Origin of the sequence: Streptomyces sp. NPDC020898 (genome assembly GCF_044333925.1) — a bacterium.
GTDB lineage: Bacteria > Actinomycetota > Actinomycetes > Streptomycetales > Streptomycetaceae > Streptomyces.
Genome location: NZ_JBIRRV010000003.1, coordinates 121,047 through 139,340 on the forward strand (window position 1 = coordinate 121,047; position 18,294 = coordinate 139,340).

15 protein-coding genes are annotated in these 18,294 nt (G+C 70.4%); 7 read left to right on the forward strand and 8 right to left on the reverse strand.

Translation table 11 applies throughout. The features are described from left to right. Positions 1–161: 161 nt before the first annotated feature. Positions 162–1,247 carry a WD40/YVTN/BNR-like repeat-containing protein gene (locus ACH4TV_RS11620; RefSeq protein WP_398396787.1) on the reverse strand — a complete coding sequence of 362 codons (1,086 nt, stop codon included), beginning with the start codon at positions 1,245–1,247 and terminating at the stop codon, positions 162–164. A 212-nt stretch (positions 1,248–1,459) separates the two neighbouring features. Between ACH4TV_RS11620 and ACH4TV_RS11625 the strand changes: the two genes are divergently transcribed. Then, positions 1,460–2,026 carry a hypothetical protein gene (locus ACH4TV_RS11625; protein ID WP_398396789.1) on the forward strand — a complete coding sequence of 189 codons (567 nt, stop codon included), beginning with the start codon at positions 1,460–1,462 and terminating at the stop codon, positions 2,024–2,026. A gap of 89 nt (positions 2,027–2,115) precedes the next feature. Here ACH4TV_RS11625 and ACH4TV_RS11630 read toward each other — a convergent pair whose 3' ends face one another. Both ACH4TV_RS11630 and ACH4TV_RS11635 read right to left on the reverse strand, forming a co-directional pair. Next, positions 2,116–2,898 carry a pectate lyase gene (locus ACH4TV_RS11630; protein WP_398396790.1) on the reverse strand — a complete coding sequence of 261 codons (783 nt, stop codon included), beginning with the start codon at positions 2,896–2,898 and terminating at the stop codon, positions 2,116–2,118. 32 nt (positions 2,899–2,930) lie between these two features. Continuing rightward, a complete protein-coding gene (locus ACH4TV_RS11635; protein WP_398396792.1) occupies positions 2,931–3,911 on the reverse strand; it encodes a polysaccharide lyase family 1 protein in 981 nt (326 codons plus the stop codon). 437 nt (positions 3,912–4,348) lie between these two features. Between ACH4TV_RS11635 and ACH4TV_RS11640 the strand changes: the two genes are divergently transcribed. The 3 genes from ACH4TV_RS11640 (at position 4,349) to ACH4TV_RS11650 (ending at position 9,603) form a co-directional block, all read left to right on the forward strand. Then, on the forward strand, positions 4,349–5,680 hold the full coding sequence (locus tag ACH4TV_RS11640; RefSeq protein WP_398396794.1) for a PHB depolymerase family esterase: 1,332 nt from the start codon (positions 4,349–4,351) through the stop codon (positions 5,678–5,680). A 196-nt stretch (positions 5,681–5,876) separates the two neighbouring features. Continuing rightward, positions 5,877–7,169: an SGNH/GDSL hydrolase family protein gene (locus ACH4TV_RS11645; protein ID WP_398397752.1), complete on the forward strand. Its 1,293-nt coding sequence runs from the start codon at positions 5,877–5,879 to the stop codon at positions 7,167–7,169. A gap of 43 nt (positions 7,170–7,212) precedes the next feature. After that, positions 7,213–9,603, forward strand: coding sequence for a SpoIIE family protein phosphatase (locus ACH4TV_RS11650; protein WP_398396796.1), 2,391 nt, complete (start codon positions 7,213–7,215; stop codon positions 9,601–9,603). Positions 9,604–9,863: 260 nt separating this feature from the next. Here the strand turns inward: ACH4TV_RS11650 and ACH4TV_RS11655 are convergent, their stop codons facing one another. After that, positions 9,864–10,943, reverse strand: a complete 1,080-nt coding sequence (locus ACH4TV_RS11655) for an NADH:flavin oxidoreductase/NADH oxidase (RefSeq protein WP_398396797.1) — start codon at positions 10,941–10,943, stop codon at positions 9,864–9,866. A gap of 122 nt (positions 10,944–11,065) precedes the next feature. On the opposite strand from ACH4TV_RS11655, the gene ACH4TV_RS11660 reads away from it, so the two are divergent. Further along, positions 11,066–11,437 (forward strand): ArsR/SmtB family transcription factor, encoded by a 372-nt coding sequence (locus ACH4TV_RS11660; RefSeq protein WP_398396799.1) that lies wholly within the window; start codon positions 11,066–11,068, stop codon positions 11,435–11,437. On the opposite strand, the gene ACH4TV_RS11665 is transcribed toward ACH4TV_RS11660, so the two are convergent. Next, the gene (locus ACH4TV_RS11665; RefSeq protein WP_398396801.1) at positions 11,348–12,754 is read right to left on the reverse strand and encodes a nucleobase:cation symporter-2 family protein; all 1,407 of its coding nucleotides are present in this window, start codon (positions 12,752–12,754) and stop codon (positions 11,348–11,350) included. The two genes, ACH4TV_RS11660 and ACH4TV_RS11665, sit on opposite strands and share 90 nt — an antisense overlap. Before the next feature lie 160 nt (positions 12,755–12,914). Further along, positions 12,915–14,279: an FAD-dependent oxidoreductase gene (locus ACH4TV_RS11670; protein WP_398397754.1), complete on the reverse strand. Its 1,365-nt coding sequence runs from the start codon at positions 14,277–14,279 to the stop codon at positions 12,915–12,917. Positions 14,280–14,473: 194 nt separating this feature from the next. On the opposite strand from ACH4TV_RS11670, the gene ACH4TV_RS11675 reads away from it, so the two are divergent. After that, positions 14,474–14,947, forward strand: a complete 474-nt coding sequence (locus ACH4TV_RS11675) for a DUF6214 family protein (RefSeq protein WP_398396802.1) — start codon at positions 14,474–14,476, stop codon at positions 14,945–14,947. A gap of 41 nt (positions 14,948–14,988) precedes the next feature. Here the strand turns inward: ACH4TV_RS11675 and ACH4TV_RS11680 are convergent, their stop codons facing one another. Further along, positions 14,989–15,648, reverse strand: a complete 660-nt coding sequence (locus ACH4TV_RS11680; RefSeq protein WP_398396804.1) for a DUF305 domain-containing protein — start codon at positions 15,646–15,648, stop codon at positions 14,989–14,991. Positions 15,649–15,840: 192 nt separating this feature from the next. Between ACH4TV_RS11680 and ACH4TV_RS11685 the strand changes: the two genes are divergently transcribed. Further along, positions 15,841–17,343, forward strand: a complete 1,503-nt coding sequence (locus ACH4TV_RS11685) for an LVIVD repeat-containing protein (RefSeq protein WP_398396806.1) — start codon at positions 15,841–15,843, stop codon at positions 17,341–17,343. Positions 17,344–17,576: 233 nt separating this feature from the next. Here ACH4TV_RS11685 and ACH4TV_RS11690 read toward each other — a convergent pair whose 3' ends face one another. Continuing rightward, positions 17,577–18,287, reverse strand: a complete 711-nt coding sequence (locus ACH4TV_RS11690; RefSeq protein ID WP_398396808.1) for an HAD family hydrolase — start codon at positions 18,285–18,287, stop codon at positions 17,577–17,579. Positions 18,288–18,294: the final 7 nt, after the last annotated feature.

Sequence of the window (18,294 nt, forward strand, 5' to 3'; positions counted from 1 at the left end):
CCGCCGACGCAGCGCTCCGAGGTTCGGCCTGGCCTGACGGCGCTGAGGTTCCGACGGGCGCGTGCGTCCATCGGAGCCTCAGCGCAGATCCGCAGCCAGCGGGCCAAGCCCCTCCTCCGGTGCATACGGCCCCCTACCGTTCCGCCGGCTGGTCCTGAGCCTCAGTCGATCACCGCGGCCCGCACGCACAGCACGTCCGGCAGATGGGACAGCAACTGCCGCCAGCTGTCGCCGTCGTCCGCCGAGGCGTACACCTCGCCGTTGCGGTTGCCGAAGTACACGCCCGCCGGGTCCGCGCCGTCCGTACACAGGGCGTCGCGCAGCACCGTGCCGTAGTGGTCCTCCTGGGGCAGACCGGCGGACAGGGGCTCCCAGCTCTTGCCCGCGTCCGCCGTGCGGAAGACGCGGCAGCGGTGGTCGGCGGGCACGCGGTCCGCGTCCGCGTTGATCGGGAAGACGTACGCCGTGTCGCCGCGGTGCGGATGGGTCGCCGCCGCGAAACCGAACGTCGAGGGGAGGCCGGCGCCGATGTCCGTCCAGTGCCCGCCCGCGTCGTCGCTCCGGTACACACCCCAGTGGTTCTGGAGGTAGAGCCGGTCCGGGTTGACGGAGTCCTTCGCGATCTTGTGCACGCACTGGCCGAACTCCGGGTTCGGATCCGGCATGAACACCGCGGAGACACCGGAGTTGGACGGGTCCCAGCTCGCGCCGCCGTCAGCGGTGCGGAACACCCCGGCCGCCGAGACGGCGACGGTCACCGCGCTCGGGTCGCGCCCGTCGGTGATGATCGTGTGCAGTCCCTCACCGCCGCCGCCCGGTGCCCATCGGGAGCGGGTGGGGTGCTCCCACAGGGGACGGACCAGCTCGAAGGACTCGCCGCGGTCCTCGGAGCGGTACAGCGCCGCCGGTTCCGTGCCCGCGTACACCACGTCCGGCTCCGCCGCGGCCGGATGGAGCTGCCAGACGCGCTCCAGCGAGGCGCCCGTGTCCGCAGGAAACTTGACCGCGGGCTGCGCCGGTTCGGTCCAGGTCCCGCCCAGGTCGTCGGAGTGGAACACCGACGGTCCCCAGTGGGCGCTGTCGCCTCCGACGAGCAGCCTCGGGGTGTCGCGCCGGGTGTCGATCGCGACCGAGTACACGGCCTGCGCGTTGAAGGAAGGGCTCTCGTCGAACTCCCACGTGCCACCGCGCCGGTGCCCGATGAAAAGGCCTTTGCGCGTGCCGACCGTGAGCAGTACCTCGGCCATGCCGATCACCTCCGGGACGTCTTTGTCTCAGTCACCGGCCAGTCTGCACCTCACCACTGACAGTCACCTCTGGAGACGGCGTCACCGCAGGTCAGCACGGTTTGTCGGCCGGATGTGACGGACACCTCGGGGGAGCCGTGAGCAGCAGCGGGACAGCGCGCGTATGGGAGGACGGCAGGCATGTCCGTGTGCGCGTGAGGAGGATGCCTTCGATGGCGGCATTCCGTGGTCCGAGGGTGTGGCTGTGGCGTTGGCGGCGCAATCCGCTGAGGCGCCCCGTGGATGCCGTGGAGGGGTGGGTCGTCCTGGCCACCTGGGCACTCACCGTCCTCACCGGAGTCTTCGTCGGCCTGGCGGCGACCCACTCCGTCGAACAGGGGCTGGCCAGAGAGCGCGCCGAGTGGCGCCCCGTCACGGCGCTGGTCGTCGAGGACGCGCCCGGCACCGTCGGCAGCGAGAAGGTGTGGGCGAAGGTCCGCTGGACGGCGGAGGACGGCACCCCGCACACGGGCCAGGCCAGGGTCGCGGCCGGCACCACCGCCGGCGGCCCGGCCACCGTCTGGACGGACCCGCAGGGCCGCCTGGTGACGAAGCCCGCCACCGAGTCCGAGGCCCGCCTCAGGGCCGCGGTGGTCGGCGCCCTGGCCGGAGCGAGCGGCGCGACCGTCCCGTACGTCGGCTGGCGCCTCCTCAGCGGCCGACTGGAACGGCGGCGCATGGAGGAGTGGGAGGAGGCGTGGGAGCGCTTCGACCCGATGTGGGGGCGCAACACGCGCTGACACGCACGCTTCGTCGGGTGAAGAGCGGCGGCCGTACGAAGCGCCTTGCGGGGGACGCTTCGTACGGCCGCCTCACCTACCGTGGGGGCTTACCTGTAGGTGATGTCCGAGGTGCTGTAGAGGCAGTTCGTGCTGTCGGGTCCCGTGCCGACCGCGGTGTTGTTGTTGTACTTCTGGCAGGGGATGACCTTGCGGCTGGAGTCGTTCAGGATCGTGATGCCCCTGAGCGTCGCCACGTCGTTCCGGTTGGTGTTGATGCCGACGAGCCGCGCGGTGGAGCCCGTGCCGGTCACCTCGATGTTGCTGAGGTTCACCTTGCGCGTGTACTGCGTGGAGCAGTCGCCGCAGGAGCGGTAGAGCGTCTTGAACTCGCTGACGGCGAAGTTGGAGATGTTCAGGGTGCCGCCCCCGTTGTGCTGGAACACCTTGTCGGCGGCCTTCTTCGCGCCACCGCCGGTCACGGTGTAGGTCGAACCGCCGCGGAAGGTCGCGGCGTCCTCGCCGACGTCCTCCCACCAGACGTTCTGCAGGGTGCAGTTGCCCTCGCAGTGGATGCCGTCGGCGCCGGGCGCGCCGATGATGACGTTCTTCAGTGTCGCGCCGGCCGCGAGCTTGAAGATCGGGTCCTGGCCCTCCTCCTGGCCGTCGCCGGCCAGCGCGCCGCTCCCGTAGTACCGGACCATGCCGCCGTCCCGGACGCCGGACACGCTGATGGTCGAGCTCACTCCCTGGCTGTTGGAGGGCGTCGGCCAGGTCGCCGCGCTCGCCGTGGGTACGTTGAATGTCATGATCATGACACCAGAGAGGCCGAGTGCGGTTAACGAGCCGGTGAGTGCGCGCCCGCGGACGCGCGAGGGTGCTGCAGAAGTCATGTCCCGATTCCTTCTGTGTGGTGAGGGGGTGGTCAGAGCTTTCCGGCGCCCGCACCGCTGGTCACCGAGGCGACTACGGTCGAGGCCGGCTCTGCGGTGTAGCTGTATGGAGCGGTGGTGAACGTGCCGACCCGCGAGACCTCTGTGGCGGCTCCGCCGAGGTCGTTGCCGCGCAGGTTGGCGTATCCGTCGACGTCACTGCTGCGGTTCGTGGTGACCGCGACCTTCGTCGTACGGAAGACGTTGTTCTCGACGAGCATCTGGGCGCCCATGCGGGAGTGCACGGCGGTATCGGCGCCCTGGACGTAGTTGTCGTAGAAGTGGCCCGTGCCGAACCGCAGGCTGGGGATGCGCGAGAAGATGTTGCTGAAGTGGTTGTGGTGGTACGTCACCTTCAGGTGACCGGTGTCCTCGGACGCGTTGTTGTCGCTGTGACCGACGAGCGAGCCCTTGAAGTGGTCCTTGAAGGTGTTCCAGGACACCGTCACGTTGTCGGAACCGTGGTTGATGTCCAGCAGACCGTCGTAGTAGTCCTTGTCGTGCGTGCGGTCCGCCGAGAAGGAGTTGTGGTCGATCCACACCTTCGTGGACTCCTGGACGGTCACACCGTCGGAGGGTGCCAGCGGCTTGCTGATGTTGAGGTTGCGGACGACGATGTTGGTCTCCTCCTTGATCCGGAGACCGCCGCCGGTGAACCCGGAGGCCGAACCGACCCCCAGGACCGTGGTGTTGGAGCCGAGGTCGACCTGACCGCTCAGCGTGATCAGACCGTTCACCCTGACGACCTTGGCCGCGTTGCCCGTGACGGCCGCCGTGAAGGCGGCGAGCGTTGTCACGGTGACCGGGGTGGCGCTGCCGCCGCCGGTCGTTCCGGCGCCGAATCCGATGGGCGCGTTCTCGGCCGCTCCGGCCGGATGGGGGACGGCCAGAACGGCGACGGCCGCGAGAGCGGTGGTCACGGCCGCCACCGCTGCGGATCTTTGCGGCTGTGATCGTGGGGGGTGTGTACGCATGCGGGTGCGTCCCTTCAGAAGGGCTTCCCGATCGCGGGGGGACGATCAGGTATGTGAATGTCGTTCGCCATGTTGTTCAGCGGGGCGAGCTGGTGAAGCCGGCGAGGGAGCCCGGGTGGGGGACGGTAACGCTTCAGGGAGTGCACTTTCCCTGTGGGTGTGCGTTTCCGGGGTCGCCTCGTCGAATGCGGATCGACATCGATGGGTCACATCGATGAACGGAAGGTAGGGGGTAAGCGCTTTCTGGTCAACGCTTTGCGCGCGATACGTTGCGACCGGGTCCGCAAGTGCTGGTCAGCGAATGTTTTCGACGTGTGGGAGCGCTTCCATGGCAGCCATGCTCATGTCACGATGCGATCGGGCTGCCCCGCGAAACGGGACTTCGACTTCCGCCACGCGATATCCCACGAGAGCCGTGATCAGGAAGGGACAAGGACGTGTCCACCACTGTCGGCAACACCGCGAGGAGACCGCTCCGTTCGGTGCTCGTCGCACTGCTCGGAGGCCTGCTGCCGTTACTCGCGGCAACGCTCCTCACCGCGCCTTCGGCGTCCGCCCGTACCCAAACGCCTGCTGCGGCCCCCGTCGCGGCCGCCGCGCTCACCGAGGTGACGAACTTCGGGGCCAACCCGAGCAACCTCCAGATGTACGTCTACGTGCCGGACACCGTCACCGCGCGCCCGGCGGTTCTGGTAGCCGTGCACTGGTGTACCGGCTCCGGCCCGGTGTTCTACTCCAACACCGAGTACGCCTCGCTGGCCGACCGCTACGGGTTCATCGTGGTCTACCCGTCCGTCACCCGCGCCAGCAAGTGCTTCGACGTCTCCTCGCCGCAGGCGCTCACCCGAGGCGGTGGCAGCGACCCGGTGGGCATCAAGTCCATGGTCGACTGGGTCACCCGCACCTACGACGCCGACACCAGCAGGGTCTTCGCCACCGGGGTCTCCTCCGGCGCGATGATGACCAACGTCCTGCTCGGCGACTACCCGGACGTGTTCGCGGGCGGATCGGCCTTCGCGGGCGTCCCGTTCGGCTGCTTCGCCACCACCAACGGCTCGGAGTGGAACAGCGACTGCGCCAACGGCACGGTGATCCACACCCCGCAGGAGTGGGGCGACCTGGTGCGGGGCGCCTACCCCGGCTACACCGGACCGCGGCCGCGTATGCAGCTCTGGCACGGCACCGAGGACGACACCCTGCGCTACCCCAACTTCGGGGAGATGATCAAGCAGTGGACCAATGTGCAGGGTCTCCCTCAGACGCCGACCACGACCGACTCGCCCCAGTCCGGCTGGACCCGCACCCGCTACGGCGCCACCGGTGACAAGGCACCCGTGGAAGCCATCAGCCTCCAGGGCGTCGGCCACAACCTGATCACCACCGGCATGGCCGCCCGCGCGATCACCTTCTTCGGCCTGGACAGCGGCGGCACCGTGCCCCAACCACCGGCCGGCCCCTGCAAGGTGGCCGTCACGGCCAACGCCTGGAACACCGGACTGACCGCGTCCGTGACCATCACCAATACGAGCACGACGGCAGTGAACGGCTGGAAACTGGGCTTCACCCTGCCCTCCGGCCAGACCATCACCTCCGGCTGGAGCGCCACCTACGCGCCGGCCTCCGGCGCCGTGACCGCCACCAACGTCAGCTACAACGCCGCCATCGCGCCGGGCGCGAGCGTCGGCATCGGCTACCAGGCGAGCCACACCGGCAACAGTGCGGCGCCGTCCGGATTCACGCTCAACGGGACGGCCTGCACGGCTGGTTGAGCCCTGTCCCGCCGGGTGCGTGCCACGAGCGCGCACCCGGTACCCTCGCCCCGAGTGATCCAAAGACGACGTCAAGTGATCCAAGGACGACGTCCGGACAGTCCAGCCAGAGGAAGGCACCCGGCCCGTGAACCCGCCCCGCCTCACGCAGTCGTCCCGGCCCCCGCGCCCGTCCGGAAAAGCACCGCTCGCCTATATGATCGCGGCCTGCGTGTTCGTGCTGGCCGTCGTCGTGGCGTCCTCCGCCGTGGTGGCCCTGGTCAGAAGCCCGCAGCCGACGGTCGCCGACCCCGGCCGGTCCGCCACGAAGTGGGTCAACACCTGGACGTCGATGCCGCAGCTCACCGAGCCCGGCAACCTGCCGCCCGCGCCCTTCACCGGGGAGCGCGCCACCCTCGTCGACACCACCCTGCGCCAGACCGTGCGCGTCTCCACCGGCGGCGAGCGCGTCCGGCTGCGCTTCTCCAACGCCTTCGGCACCACCCCGCTGCCGCTGACCGCCGTGACGGTGGCCCTCCCGCTGGACGGCCGGGCCGGGGTCGGCGCCGTCGAACCCGGCACCCTGCGCGACGTGACGTTCGCCGGACGCCGGTCCACCACCGTCCCCGCCGGCGCCCAGGTGGTCTCCGACCCGCTGGACTTCGCCCTGCGCCCCGCGACCAACCTGACCGTGACGACGTACCTCGCGAATGGCCAGGCGTCTCTCGCGCTCACCTCGCACCCGGGCTCGCGCACCACCTCGTACCTGCGCAACGGAGACGGTACGACCGAGCAGGATCTGACCGGGGCCACCCCGGTCAACCACTGGTATCTCCTCAGTGACGTCGAGGTGCTCTCCCGGCCGGACACGCGTGCCGTCGCCGTGCTGGGCGACTCGCTGTCCGACGGCCGGGGCTCCACGACCAACGGCAACAACCGCTGGCCCGACCAGCTCCTGGACCGGCTGCGGGGCATTCCGGGCGGCGACCGGATCGCCGTGCTCAACCAGGCCGCGGGCGGCAACCGGATCCTCAACGACGGCCTCGGACCCAACGCCCTCGCCCGGCTCGACCGGGACATCCTGGCGCACAGCGGGGTCTCCTGGATGATCGTCTTCGAGGGCGTCAACGACATCGGCACCGCCGAGGCCACCCCGGCCGCCCAGCAGCGCGTCACCGACGACCTCATCGCCGCCTACCGCCAGATCGCCGTCCGCGCCCACGCCCAGGGCATCCGCGTCTACGGCGCGACCCTGACACCCTTCGGCGGCAGCACGCCGTACGACGATCCGGCGGGGCTGCGCGAGGCGACCAGGCAGACCCTGAACGACTGGATCCGTACCGCGGGCGCCTTCGACGCCGTCGTCGACTTCGACCGGGCGGTCCGCGACCCGGCCGACCCGGGACGGCTGCGCGCGGACCTGAACGACGGGGACTGGCTGCACATGAACCCCGAGGGGTATCGGACGCTGGCCGCCGCCGTTCCCGTGTCCTGGTTCGGGAAGAGCTGATCCCGGGTTGTTGACAGTCACCAGTGCCCTCATTCTTGGGCATATGGTGAATGGGCCGCGCGACGAAGAGCGGGTGGTCCCGGCCGGTGACGCCCTGGCGGTGATCGACGCGCGCGGCACCCTCACGGGCTGGAGCGAGGGCGCCCGCCGGCTCACCGGATTCACCGCCGCCGAGGCCACCGGCCGCCCGGCGGCGGACCTGGTGGCCGACGACCCGCGCACGGCCTGGCGAGAGCTGCGGGCCTCCGGCGCCGCCGTCGTGGCCGTACGGCACCGGGACGGGCGGCGCGTGGAACTGGCGCTTCGACTGTGTCCGGTGCAGGGGGAGCGGCGGGCGTACGTCGTCACCGCGGCGCCCGACGACGCGGGGCGGGCGCTGGGCGAACTGGCCTTCCGGCAGGCGTCCATGTCGATGTCCGTGTTCGACACCGAGCAGCGCTACCTGCGGATGAACGACGTGGCCTGCGCGGTCATGGGACAGTCCGAGGCCGAGTTCCTGCACCGCTATTTTCCGGACACGGTCGAGGACGCCGAGCACAGCCGGGGCTTCCTGCGCCACCTGGAGATCGTGACGGAGACCGGGCGGCCGGTGCACTACGAGAGCTGGACCCGGTCGCCCTCGGGGCGGCGCATGCACGCATGGACCACCGAGATGTGGCCGCTACGGGATCCGGCCGACGAGGTGCTCGGCGTCGCGCTCGCCGCCTTCGACAGCAGTGAGCAGTACTGGGCGAGGCAGCGGCTGGCCATGCTGAACGAGGCCGCCGCAGGCATCGGCACCCGCCTCGACGTCGTCCGTACCGCCCGGGAACTCGCCGAACTGGTGGTGCCCCGGCTCGCCGACTTCGCCAGCGTCGACCTGCTCGACTCGGTGCTCCAGGGCGACGAGCCGGCTGTCGGGCAGGTGGAGGCCGGTGTGGAGCTGCGCCGGGTCGCCCACCACTCCCTCACCGCCGGGGTGCCGGAGGCGGCGATCGGCCTCGGCGTGGCGGACGTCTACCCGCCGTACTCGCCGCCCGCCCGCGCGCTCGCCACCGGCCTGCCCGTCCTCGCCCGCACCGGCGACCCGGACCTCGACCGGTGGTTCGCCCGGCACACGGCCCGCGCCGCGAAACTGCGCACCACGAACGGCACGGACACCCATGACCTCGCGCTGATGGCCGTACCGCTGATGGCGCGCGGTACGACGCTCGGTGTGGCCGTGTTCGTGCGAGTGCTGACCCCCGAGAAGCCCGACGTGTTCGACGAGGACGACGTCTCACTGGCCCGGGAACTGGCCAGCCGCGCGGCCGTGTGCGTGGACAACGCCCGCCGCTACACCCGCGAGCGCACCACCGCGCTGGCCCTCCAGCGCAGCCTGCTGCCCCAGACGGTGGGCGGCCAGGCGGCCGTCGAGTTCGCCTCCCGCTATCTGCCCGCGCTGTCCCAGGCGGGCGTCGGCGGCGACTGGTTCGACGTGATCCCGCTGTCCGGGACCCGGGTCGCGCTGGTCGTCGGGGACGTCGTCGGCCACGGCCTCCACGCCTCGGTGACGATGGGCAGACTCCGTACGGCGGTCTGGACACTGTCCGACGTCGAGCTGCCCCCGGACGAACTCCTGACCCACCTCGACGACCTGGTCGGCCACCTCGGGACCGACGAGAGCGGCGAGTCCGGCGAGATCGGCGCGACCTGTCTGTACGCGGTCTACGACCCGGTGTCCCGGCACTGCACGCTGGCCGCCGCCGGGCACCCGCCGCCGGTCCTGCTGTACCCGGACGGCAGGGTCGAGGTGGTCGAGGTGAGCGCGGGTCCCATGCTCGGCGTCGGCGGGCTCCCGTTCGAGGCGACCGAGCTGGAGCTGCCCGAGGGCACCGTGCTCGCCCTCTACACGGACGGTCTGGTCGAGGCCCGCGACCGCGACCTCGACACCGGAACAGCCGCTCTGTGCGCGGCACTTGAGGTACCGGCCGACAGCCTGGAGGACGTCTGCGACACGGTGCTCGGCGCCCTGCTCCCCGAGACACCGGGCGACGACGTCGCCCTGCTGGTCGCCCGCACCCGCGCCCTGGACGCCGAACAGGTCGCGGTCTGGGACCTGCCCGCCGACCCCGCCGTGGTCGCCACCGCCCGCAAGCACGTCACCGACCAGCTGACGCGCTGGGGCCTGGACGAGGCGGCCTTCGTCACCGAGCTGGTGGTGAGCGAACTGGTCACCAACGCCATCCGCTACGGCGGTTCCCCGATCCAGCTGCGCGTCATCCGTGACCGCGCCCTCATCTGCGAGGTCTCCGACGCCAGCAGCACCTCGCCGCATCTGCGCCGGGCCCGCACCTACGACGAGGGCGGACGCGGCCTCCTCCTGGTCGCCCAGCTCACCGACCGCTGGGGCACCCGCCCGACGGGCACCGGCAAGACCATCTGGGCGGAGCAGGCCCTCCCGCCAACTGTGTGAGCGGCCAAGGGACTTAGACCGACCGGCAATTGGAGGGTGGGAGAAGGAGCGGGGGCGATGGGGGTCCCCCGCGCGAGCGAAGCCGAGCGTGGGGGAGCGTGCAGCTGCAAGGCGGAGGAGGGAGTGATGGCGGAGCCATCGCGACCGACGACAACGCGGCTGGGGGTCCCCCCACGCCCTTAAGGCAGTGGGGGAGTGCGTGCCAGACCCCGCGACGCCGCCCTCCAATTGCCGGTCGGTCTTAGGGGTCTCAGCGGGACTCAGACGGACCGGTGGTACTGGTCCGGCACATGCACCTCGCCGCCCAGTTCACGGGCCGCCTGCCGGGCCCACGACGGGCTGCGCAGCAGCTCACGGCCGAGGAGCACCGCGTCGGCCTCGCCGTTGGCCAGGATCTTCTCGGCCTGCTCGACGTCGGTGATCATCCCCACGGCGGCCACGGGCAGCGAGGTCTCGGCCTTCACCCGGGCGGCGAACGGCACCTGGTAGCCGGGACCGGTCGGGATACGTACGCCGGAGACGTTGCCGCCGGTGGAGACGTCGAGGAGATCGACGCCGTGCGCGTGCAGTTCGGCGGCGAAGCGGACGGTGTCGTCGGCGCTCCAGCCGCCCTCTTCCAGCCAGTCGGTCGCCGAGACGCGGAAGAACAGCGGCTTGTCGTCCGGCCACACCTCCCGTACGGCGTCGACGACTTCGAGCGCGAAGCGGACCCGGTTCTCGTACGAGCCGCCGTAGGCGTCGGTGCGGTGGTTGGAGTGCGGGGACAGGAAGCCGTTGATCAGATAGCCGTGGGCACCGTGGATCTCGGCGACCTCGAACCCCGCGTCGAGGGCGCGGCGGGCCGCGTCGGCGAACTGGACGACGATGTCCCGGATCTGATCGACCGTCAGCTCGACGGGGGCCTGGTGCTCCTCGTCGAACGGCAGCGGGCTCGCGCCGAGCGGCTGCCAGCCGAGCGCGTCCGGGCCGATCGGCGCGCCACCCTTCCAGGGCAGACCGGTGGACGCCTTCCGGCCGGCGTGGGCGAGCTGAATGGCCGGCACGGTTCCCTGGGAGGCCAGGAAACGGGTGATCCGGCGAAACGCCTCGACCTGCGTGTCGTTCCAGATGCCGAGGTCGTACGGGGTGATCCGGCCCTCCGGGCTGACGCCGGTCGCCTCGACGAGGATCAGACCCGTGCCGCCCGCCGCGCGGGCCGCGTAGTGCGCGAAGTGCCAGTCGTTCGGGGCGCCGGTCTCCGGGCCCTCGGGCGCCGCGGAGTACTGGCACATCGGGGGCATCCACACCCGGTTGGGGATGGTCAGGTCGCGCAGGCGGTAGGGCTCGAAGAGCGCGCTCACGGCGGACTCCATTCGTGACGGGGGTCGCTGGACGACTCGTACGATAGGCATCGTAGTACGGCGAATGTCAAACTACGAGAGTTCTCGTACAATGGGATTTCCCCAGACGAAGCGGAGCCGTCGTGACCACCGAGGCAGCCCCCGGCGCCAGCAGCCGTGACCTTCCGCACCCGGCGTGCGAGGAGATCCGGCTGGAGGGTGTGCTCCACGCGCTCTCCGATCCGATGCGGCTCCAGATCGTGCGAGAGCTCGCCGCCGTGAGCGACGAGCTCTCCTGTTCGCAATTCGACCTGCCCGTGACCAAGTCCACGACCACGCACCACTTCCGGGTGCTGCGCGAGAGCGGGGTGATCCGGCAGGTCTACCGGGGCACGGCCAAATTGAACGGCCTGCGCCGGGACGACCTAGACGACCTCTTTCCGGGGCTTCTCGACAGCGTCCTGACCGCCGCCGGCAACCAGGCCGACCGCCTCGGCGGGGTCGCCGTCGGCTGAACCGGCCTTGCCCGCAAGGTGGTTGAAGAGCAGGTTCAGTACGATCGCCGTCAGACAGCCTGCGCTGATGCCGCTGTTCATCACCGTCTGGAACCAGTCCGGGAACTTCGCGTACACCGTCGGCACACCGACCGGCAGCATGCCCACGGCCACCGAGACCGCCACGACCGTCAGGTTGTGGTTGTCCTTGAACTCGACCCCGGCCAGCGTGCGCAGCCCGCTCGCGGCGACCGTCCCGAACATCACCAGACCCGCGCCGCCCAGCACCGGCGCCGGTATGGCGGCGACGACCGCGCCCAGCTTGGGCAGCAGGCCCAGCAGCACGAGGATGCCGCCCGCGACGGCGACGACCCAGCGGCTGCGCACCCGGGTCATCCCGACGAGGCCGACGTTCTGCGCATACGCCGTGTACGGGAAGGTGTTGAAGACGCCGCCGAGGACGGTGGAGAAACCGTCGGCGCGCAGTCCGTCGGCGAGGGAACGCGGCTCGACCTTCCGGCCGGTCATCTCGCCGACCGCGATCAGGTCACCGGTCGTCTCCGTCATCGTCACCAGCGCCACGACCAGCATGGAGATGATCGCCGACGCCTCGAAGGCGGGCGCCCCGAAGTGGAACGGCGTGCTGATCCCGACCCAGTCGGCGCCCCCGACCCCGTCGAAGTCCGTGAACCCGAAGGGAACGGCCACCGCGAGCCCGACCATGATGCCGATCAGTACCGCGATCCGGCTCAGGAACACCGGCGCGAACCGCTGCACCCCGAGCACCACGGCCAGCACGAAGGCCGCCAGCGCCAGGTTCTTCGGCTCGCCGAACTCCGTCGAACCCACCCCGCCGGCTGCCCAGTTGCCCGCCACCGGCAGCAGCGACAGGCCGATGATCAGGATCACCGTGCCGGTCACGAGCGGTGGGAAGAACCGCAGCAGCCGCCCGAACACCGGCGCCAGCAGCACGATCGCGAGCCCCGCGACGATCACCGAACCGTAGATCGCGGGCAGCCCGCCGCCCGTCGTACCGATGAGGACCATCGGCGACACGGCCGCGAAGGTGCAGCCCTGCATGATCGGCAACCGGACACCGAAGCGCCAGAAGCCCACGCACTGGATGAGCGTCGCGATCCCGCACACCAGCAGGTCGGCGGTGATGAGGTAGGCCAGGTCGGCGGGCGACAGCTTCATGGCGCCGCCCACGATCAGCGGGACGGCCACGGCTCCCGCGTACATCGCGAGCACGTGCTGGAGGCCGAAGGCGGCGAGTTGGCGTACAGGTGGGATCTCGTCCACGGGGTGTACGGGTGGGGGTGGTGCTGTCGTGGCCATGGGTGCTCCAGGGGCGGCGGCGGGTGAGCGACAGGACGAGACCGTAAGGGGCTTGAACAGTTTGTTGATTTCTGAGCTGTTGCCGGTGTGTGTCCTGCCCATCGAGGTGCGATTGAGTCTGCGGGCCCGGTGGGGGCTGGTCGCGCAGTTCCCCGCGCCCCTAAAGGGCGCTGCCGCGCCCATCCACGGTCCGCGCCGCCCTCAGTAGCGAGTCCCAGTCGGGTAGCTTCACGACGCTCCGCCCGAGCGTGGCGCCCAGCTCTGCCTCGGCGCGCTCGATGGCCTGCCAGCCCGCCCATTCCACCGGCTCGAATCCGGCCGCGCGCAGTACGGTCAGCGGGTCCTCGGGCCTCTTCTGGCGTACGAGCACGGCGGCGTCCGCGAGCAGGGAGGTCGCCGTCTCCTTGGCGCAGGGGCGGTTGGTGCCGATGACGCCGGTGGGGCCGCGCTTGATCCAGCCGGCCACGTACTCGCCGGGGGAGGGCCTGCCGTCGCGCAGGACGCGGCCCGCGAGATGCGGCACCGTGCCGCGGGCCGCGTCGAACGGCAGCCCGTCGAGGGGGACCCCGCGATAGCCGACCGAGCGGAGCACGAGCTGCGCCTCGATGTCCTCGTACCGGCCCGTGCCCGTGACACCGCCGGTCCCGTCCGGCACCGTCCGCTCGAAACGCACCGCGCCCACCCGGCCCCCGGCGGCGAGCACCTCGACCGGGCGGCAGAAGAAGCGCAGCCGGATGCGACGCGCGCTGTCCCTGGGCGGCGAGGCGGCCCAGCCGCGCAGCGCCTCCACGTTGCGTCGTTGCGCGGCGGGCAGGGCGGACGGGTCGGTGTACGCCGGGTCGAGCGCCAACTCGGCCTCGTCCACGACCACCTGGGTGTCCGGCAGGGAGCCCAGCTCGCGCAACTCCTTGGTGGTGAAACGGGCCTGCGAGGGGCCGCGCCGGCCCACCATGTGGATGTCGGACACCCGGCTCGCGGCCAACGCGGTGAGCGCCGCCTGCGGCATGTCGGTGGGGCTCAGCTCGGCCGGGCCGCGGGCCAGCATCCGGGCGACGTCCACCGCCACGTTGCCGACGCCGATCACCACGGCCGCTCGCGCCGCACGGACGAAGCCGTCGTCGACGGCGTCCGGATGGGCGCTGTACCAGGCCACGAACTCCGTCGCCGACCAGCTGCCCGGCAGCTCCTCGCCGGGAATCCCCAGGTGGCGGTCGGTGGCGGCGCCCACGCAGTACACCACCGCGTGGTACAGCTCCCGCAGCCGGGAGGCCGGCAGCCCGCCGGGACCGGGGCCGATCCGGACACCGCCCAGGAAACGCACCCGCTCGTGCTCCAGGACCGCACGCAGGTTGTTCTGCAGCGACTTGATCTTCTCGTGGTCCGGCGCCACTCCGTACCGGACCAGACCGTACGGGGCCGGCAGCCGGTCCAGGACGTCGACCAGCACCTCCGGGTCCTGCTGGACCAGACTCTGGGCGGTGTAGACCCCGCTGGGGCCCGAACCCACGACGGCGACACGCAGCACGGCGGAACTCCTCACGGCGGAACCCCTTTTTGCTGACACCTTCAGGATCGCACCGCCGGTGCTGCGCTGACAGGGTGCCGGGCGGGGAAGGCGTGCGTGTCCGTTCGTGGCGAATGTGATGATGCGGTTACGTTCCGTATGTGCTAGAAGCATCCTTTCTTCATCTTTCCGGACGCTGCCCGACGGAGGGCTCGGTGTCGGTGCGGCCCGCCTGGGAAGTGCAGGAGCACGAGGGCCCGGCGACGACGGCATGGTTCGACGTCCGGCTGGCCTTCACGGACGGCGCCCACGTCGACGTACTCGCCGTCGTCGGTGAAGCGGGCGTCTCCATCGAGGACGTACGGGCCCAGCCGGCGCTCTCTCTCGACGACCTGGCGGCGCTCGCGGACTGGATCGAGGGGCCACTGTTCGAGGCGTGCGGGGACGGGCCCGTCGAGGCGGGCGAGGCCGACGCGTGTCTGCGGCCGCGTCGCGCCCGGCCCGCCTGGCCGCGTGGCATCGAGGGGCGGTGGCTGGTCGCGGAGGAGTACCGGGCGGCCCAGGAAGAGGGCGCCGACCCCGTTCTCGCGGTGATGTGCGCGACCGGACGCAGCCGCCGCCGATCCCTCAGGCTGATCTCGCAGGCCCGCGACGCAGGCTTCCTGACACCTCGTCATGCCCGGCGCTGAGCAAGGGTTTCAGGGTCCCCAAGGCTCAACTCGGCGTTCGCCTACGGCATTTCGCGCATCCTATTGATCTCGGTCGTCTGCTGTGCGATCACGTCGTCGGCCATCTCCTCGATCCGGACGTTGTTGCCCTGCCCCTTCACGTCCGTGGCCATGGTGACGGCGCCCTCGTGATGCGTGATCATCAGCGTCAGGAACAGCTCGTCGAACGCCTTCCCCTTCGCCGCGCGCAACTTCGTGAGCTGCGCCTCGGTCGCCATCCCCGGCATCACCTCGTGCGCGTGCCCGGTGGCCTCGCCGTCACGGTCGTTCTCCTTCAACCAGCCCTGCATGGCGGAGATCTCCGGGCCCTGCGCGGCGGCGATGCGCTCGGCGAGGAGCTTCACCGGCGTCGACTCGGCGCGTTTCGGGACGAGTTCGGTGATCTCGATCGCCTGCGCGTGATGCTCGATCATCATGCGGGCGTACGCGACGTCCGCCGAGTTGGGCGAGTCGTCCGGCAGTTCGGCCTTCGCCTCCTCCGGGGAGAGCGTCCGGGCCGCCTCGCCGGGCAGCCCGGGCGCGATCACCGAAGACCCGGTCGCCTTCACGGACTTGGCGTCCGCGTCGGAGGACGAGCCCGAGTCGCAGGCCGCCAGCGCGAGGGTGAGCGCGAGCACGGCCAGCACCGGGCGGAAGGTTCGGGACGTGCGGCGGACGGGCACAACGACCTCCTGTGTCAGGTGGGTTGACGGACACCTCGTGAGTGCTGTGTCCGTCCTAGCACGCTTCCATACGCCGCTGATCAGAAACTTTCATGACGAATGCGTTGCCGACTGTTGATCGGTGCATGATGAAGACGATACTTCGGAGGACCGTGAACCGTTCTGACCCGAACGGATACCAGGGAGGACGCAGTGACCCTGTTGAACGAATCCCGAACGCGGCGCAGACGCATGGGAGTCGCCGCCGCCGCGGCCGGACTCCTGGCCGCGCTCTTGACCGCAGGACCCGCAGCCGCGACCCCCGACCCGGGGGACGGCCCGACGGTGCCGGAGAAGATCTCCAACAGCGTGCAGACCCAGGTCAAGGAAGCCCTGGCCGCGGGTGAGATACCCGGGGTGGACGAGATCGTCCACTCCGACAACATCACGCACCTCACCAACATCCCCAAGGACGCGCTGCCCGGCACCAACTCGGACCTCGCCTTCCAGGGGAAGTACGCCTTCTCCGGCAACTACGACGGCTTCCGCGTCTTCGACATCAGCAACCCGAAGTCCCCGAAGACCGTCTCGCAGGTGCTGTGCCCCGGCAGTCAGAACGACATCTCCGTCTCCGGGAACCTGCTCTTCCTGTCCACCGACTCCTCGCGCAGCGACAGCAGTTGCAGCAGCGTCTCGCAGCCCGCGACCGAGAAGTCGTCGTGGGAGGGCATGAAGATCTTCGACATCTCGAACAAGGCGAACCCGAAGTACGTCGCCGCGGTGGAGACGCCCTGCGGCTCGCACACCCACACGCTGGTGCCCGAGCGCAAGAACGTCTACGTGTACGTCTCCTCGTACTCGCCGAACGCCGCTTTCCCCGACTGCCAGCCGCCCCACGACGGCATCTCGATCATCAAGGTGCCGCGAAAGGCCCCGGCGAAGGCGGCAGTTGTCGGCTTCCCGGTGCTGTTCCCCGGCGCGGGCCCCGACGGCGGCGGCAACCCCGGCTCGCCCACCAACCCGGGCGTGTCCAAGACCACCGGCTGCCACGACATCACCGTGCTGCCCTCCAAGGACCTCGCGGCGGGCGCCTGCATGGGCGACGGCATCCTGTTCTCCATCAAGGACCCGGAGCACCCGAAGGTCATCGACCAGGTCCAGGACAACGTGAACTTCGCGTTCTGGCACTCGGCGTCCTTCAACCTGAAGGCCAACAAGGTCGTCTTCACCGACGAGTTGGGCGGCGGTGGCGCGGCCACCTGCAACGCGGCCATCGGGCCGAACCGCGGGGCCGACGGCATCTACGACATCGTCGGCAAGGGTGACAACCGCAAGCTGGTCTTCAAGAGCTACTTCAAGATCCCGCGCCACCAGGCGGACACCGAGAACTGCGTCGCCCACAACGGCTCGCTGATCCCGGTCAAGGGCAAGGACCTCATGGTCCAGGCCTGGTACCAGGGCGGCGTCTCCGTCTGGGACTTCACCAACTCGTCGAAGCCCAAGGAGATCGCCTACTTCGAGCGCGGCCCGCTGTCCACGGACACCATGGTGGGCGGCGGTTCCTGGTCGGCGTACTACTACAACGGCTACATCTACTCGAACGACATGGCGAAGGGCTTCGACGTCCTGAAGCTCAACGACCGGCGCACGGACCCGGCCAAGTGGGTCCGCATGGGCGAGCTCAACGTCCAGACGCAGCCGGACTACTTCGACTGACGTTCGCCGGCAGATCCCTGTCACACGTCCCGCCGGGCACCTCGGTGTCCGGCGGGACGCCCATGTCCGGCAACGAGTCGCCGGAGGCGCCCCGGCATTGACCGAGGCGCCGTGCGGGGACATGCTGTACCCCTGTGTTGACTTTTTGTCAGTCAACTATAGTCAACGCAGCCGGATCAGTCCCTGTGGGCAGGTCCGGGAGCCGCCTGTCTGGGGTGACGCGGGGGATCACCTCAGACCGGCGTGCCCTTTTCCCGGCCGGCCAGGTCCAGCACCGGCCGCAGCCCGTCCGGCCGTTCCGCCACCGGCAGATGGTCCACGAAGTGCACCGCGCAGCCCAGAGCCGCCGCGCCACCGTCCGCGCGCCGGTCGTCGCCGACCATGAGCACCTCCTGCGGGGCCACGGCGAGATCGTCGCAGGCGACCTTGAACAGGCGTGGGTCGGGCTTCTGGATGCCGTGCTCGTACGACAGGACGTACGCGTCGACGTAGGGGTCCACCCCGTGTGCGCGGAAGATCGGACGCAGGTCCCAGCCGATGTTGCTGACCACGCCGACGGAGATCCCGCGCTCCCGCAGCCCGCGCAGCACCTCGACGGCGTCGGGGTACGGGGCCCACGCGGCCGGGTCCATGTGCCGGTCGTACAGCGCCTCGTACAACGCCGGGTCGGGGAGCGGTACTTGACGGGCGAGCCCGGTGTACGCGGCCCGGTGCAGCTCGGCGCTCTGATCGCGGATCTCCCACACGGCGGCCAACTCCTCGGGCAACCGCTGCGGAAAGGCGCCGCCCGGCAGCGCTCCCGCCGCCTCCAGGGCCAGGGCCGTCGCCGCCAACTCCGGTTCGGGCAGGACGAGACCGGACCCGGCGAGCACCGCGCGCAGCCAGGAGTCGGTGGACTCGGTACGGAAGAGGGTCCCGGAGAAGTCGAACAGCACGGCAGCCATGCGCTGG

What these genes read in the sequence shown, in the direction of transcription:
- ACH4TV_RS11620 (WP_398396787.1), bottom strand. Translation starts at nt 1,247, where the DNA reads ATGGCCGAGGTACTGCTCACGGTCGGCACGCGCAAAGGCCTTTTCATC.
- ACH4TV_RS11625 (WP_398396789.1), top strand. Translation starts at nt 1,460, where the DNA reads ATGGCGGCATTCCGTGGTCCGAGGGTGTGGCTGTGGCGTTGGCGGCGC.
- ACH4TV_RS11630 (WP_398396790.1), bottom strand. Translation starts at nt 2,898, where the DNA reads ATGACTTCTGCAGCACCCTCGCGCGTCCGCGGGCGCGCACTCACCGGC.
- ACH4TV_RS11635 (WP_398396792.1), bottom strand. Translation starts at nt 3,911, where the DNA reads ATGCGTACACACCCCCCACGATCACAGCCGCAAAGATCCGCAGCGGTG.
- ACH4TV_RS11645 (WP_398397752.1), top strand. Translation starts at nt 5,877, where the DNA reads ATGATCGCGGCCTGCGTGTTCGTGCTGGCCGTCGTCGTGGCGTCCTCC.
- ACH4TV_RS11650 (WP_398396796.1), top strand. Translation starts at nt 7,213, where the DNA reads ATGGTGAATGGGCCGCGCGACGAAGAGCGGGTGGTCCCGGCCGGTGAC.
- ACH4TV_RS11665 (WP_398396801.1), bottom strand. Translation starts at nt 12,754, where the DNA reads ATGGCCACGACAGCACCACCCCCACCCGTACACCCCGTGGACGAGATC.
- ACH4TV_RS11690 (WP_398396808.1), bottom strand. Translation starts at nt 18,287, where the DNA reads ATGGCTGCCGTGCTGTTCGACTTCTCCGGGACCCTCTTCCGTACCGAG.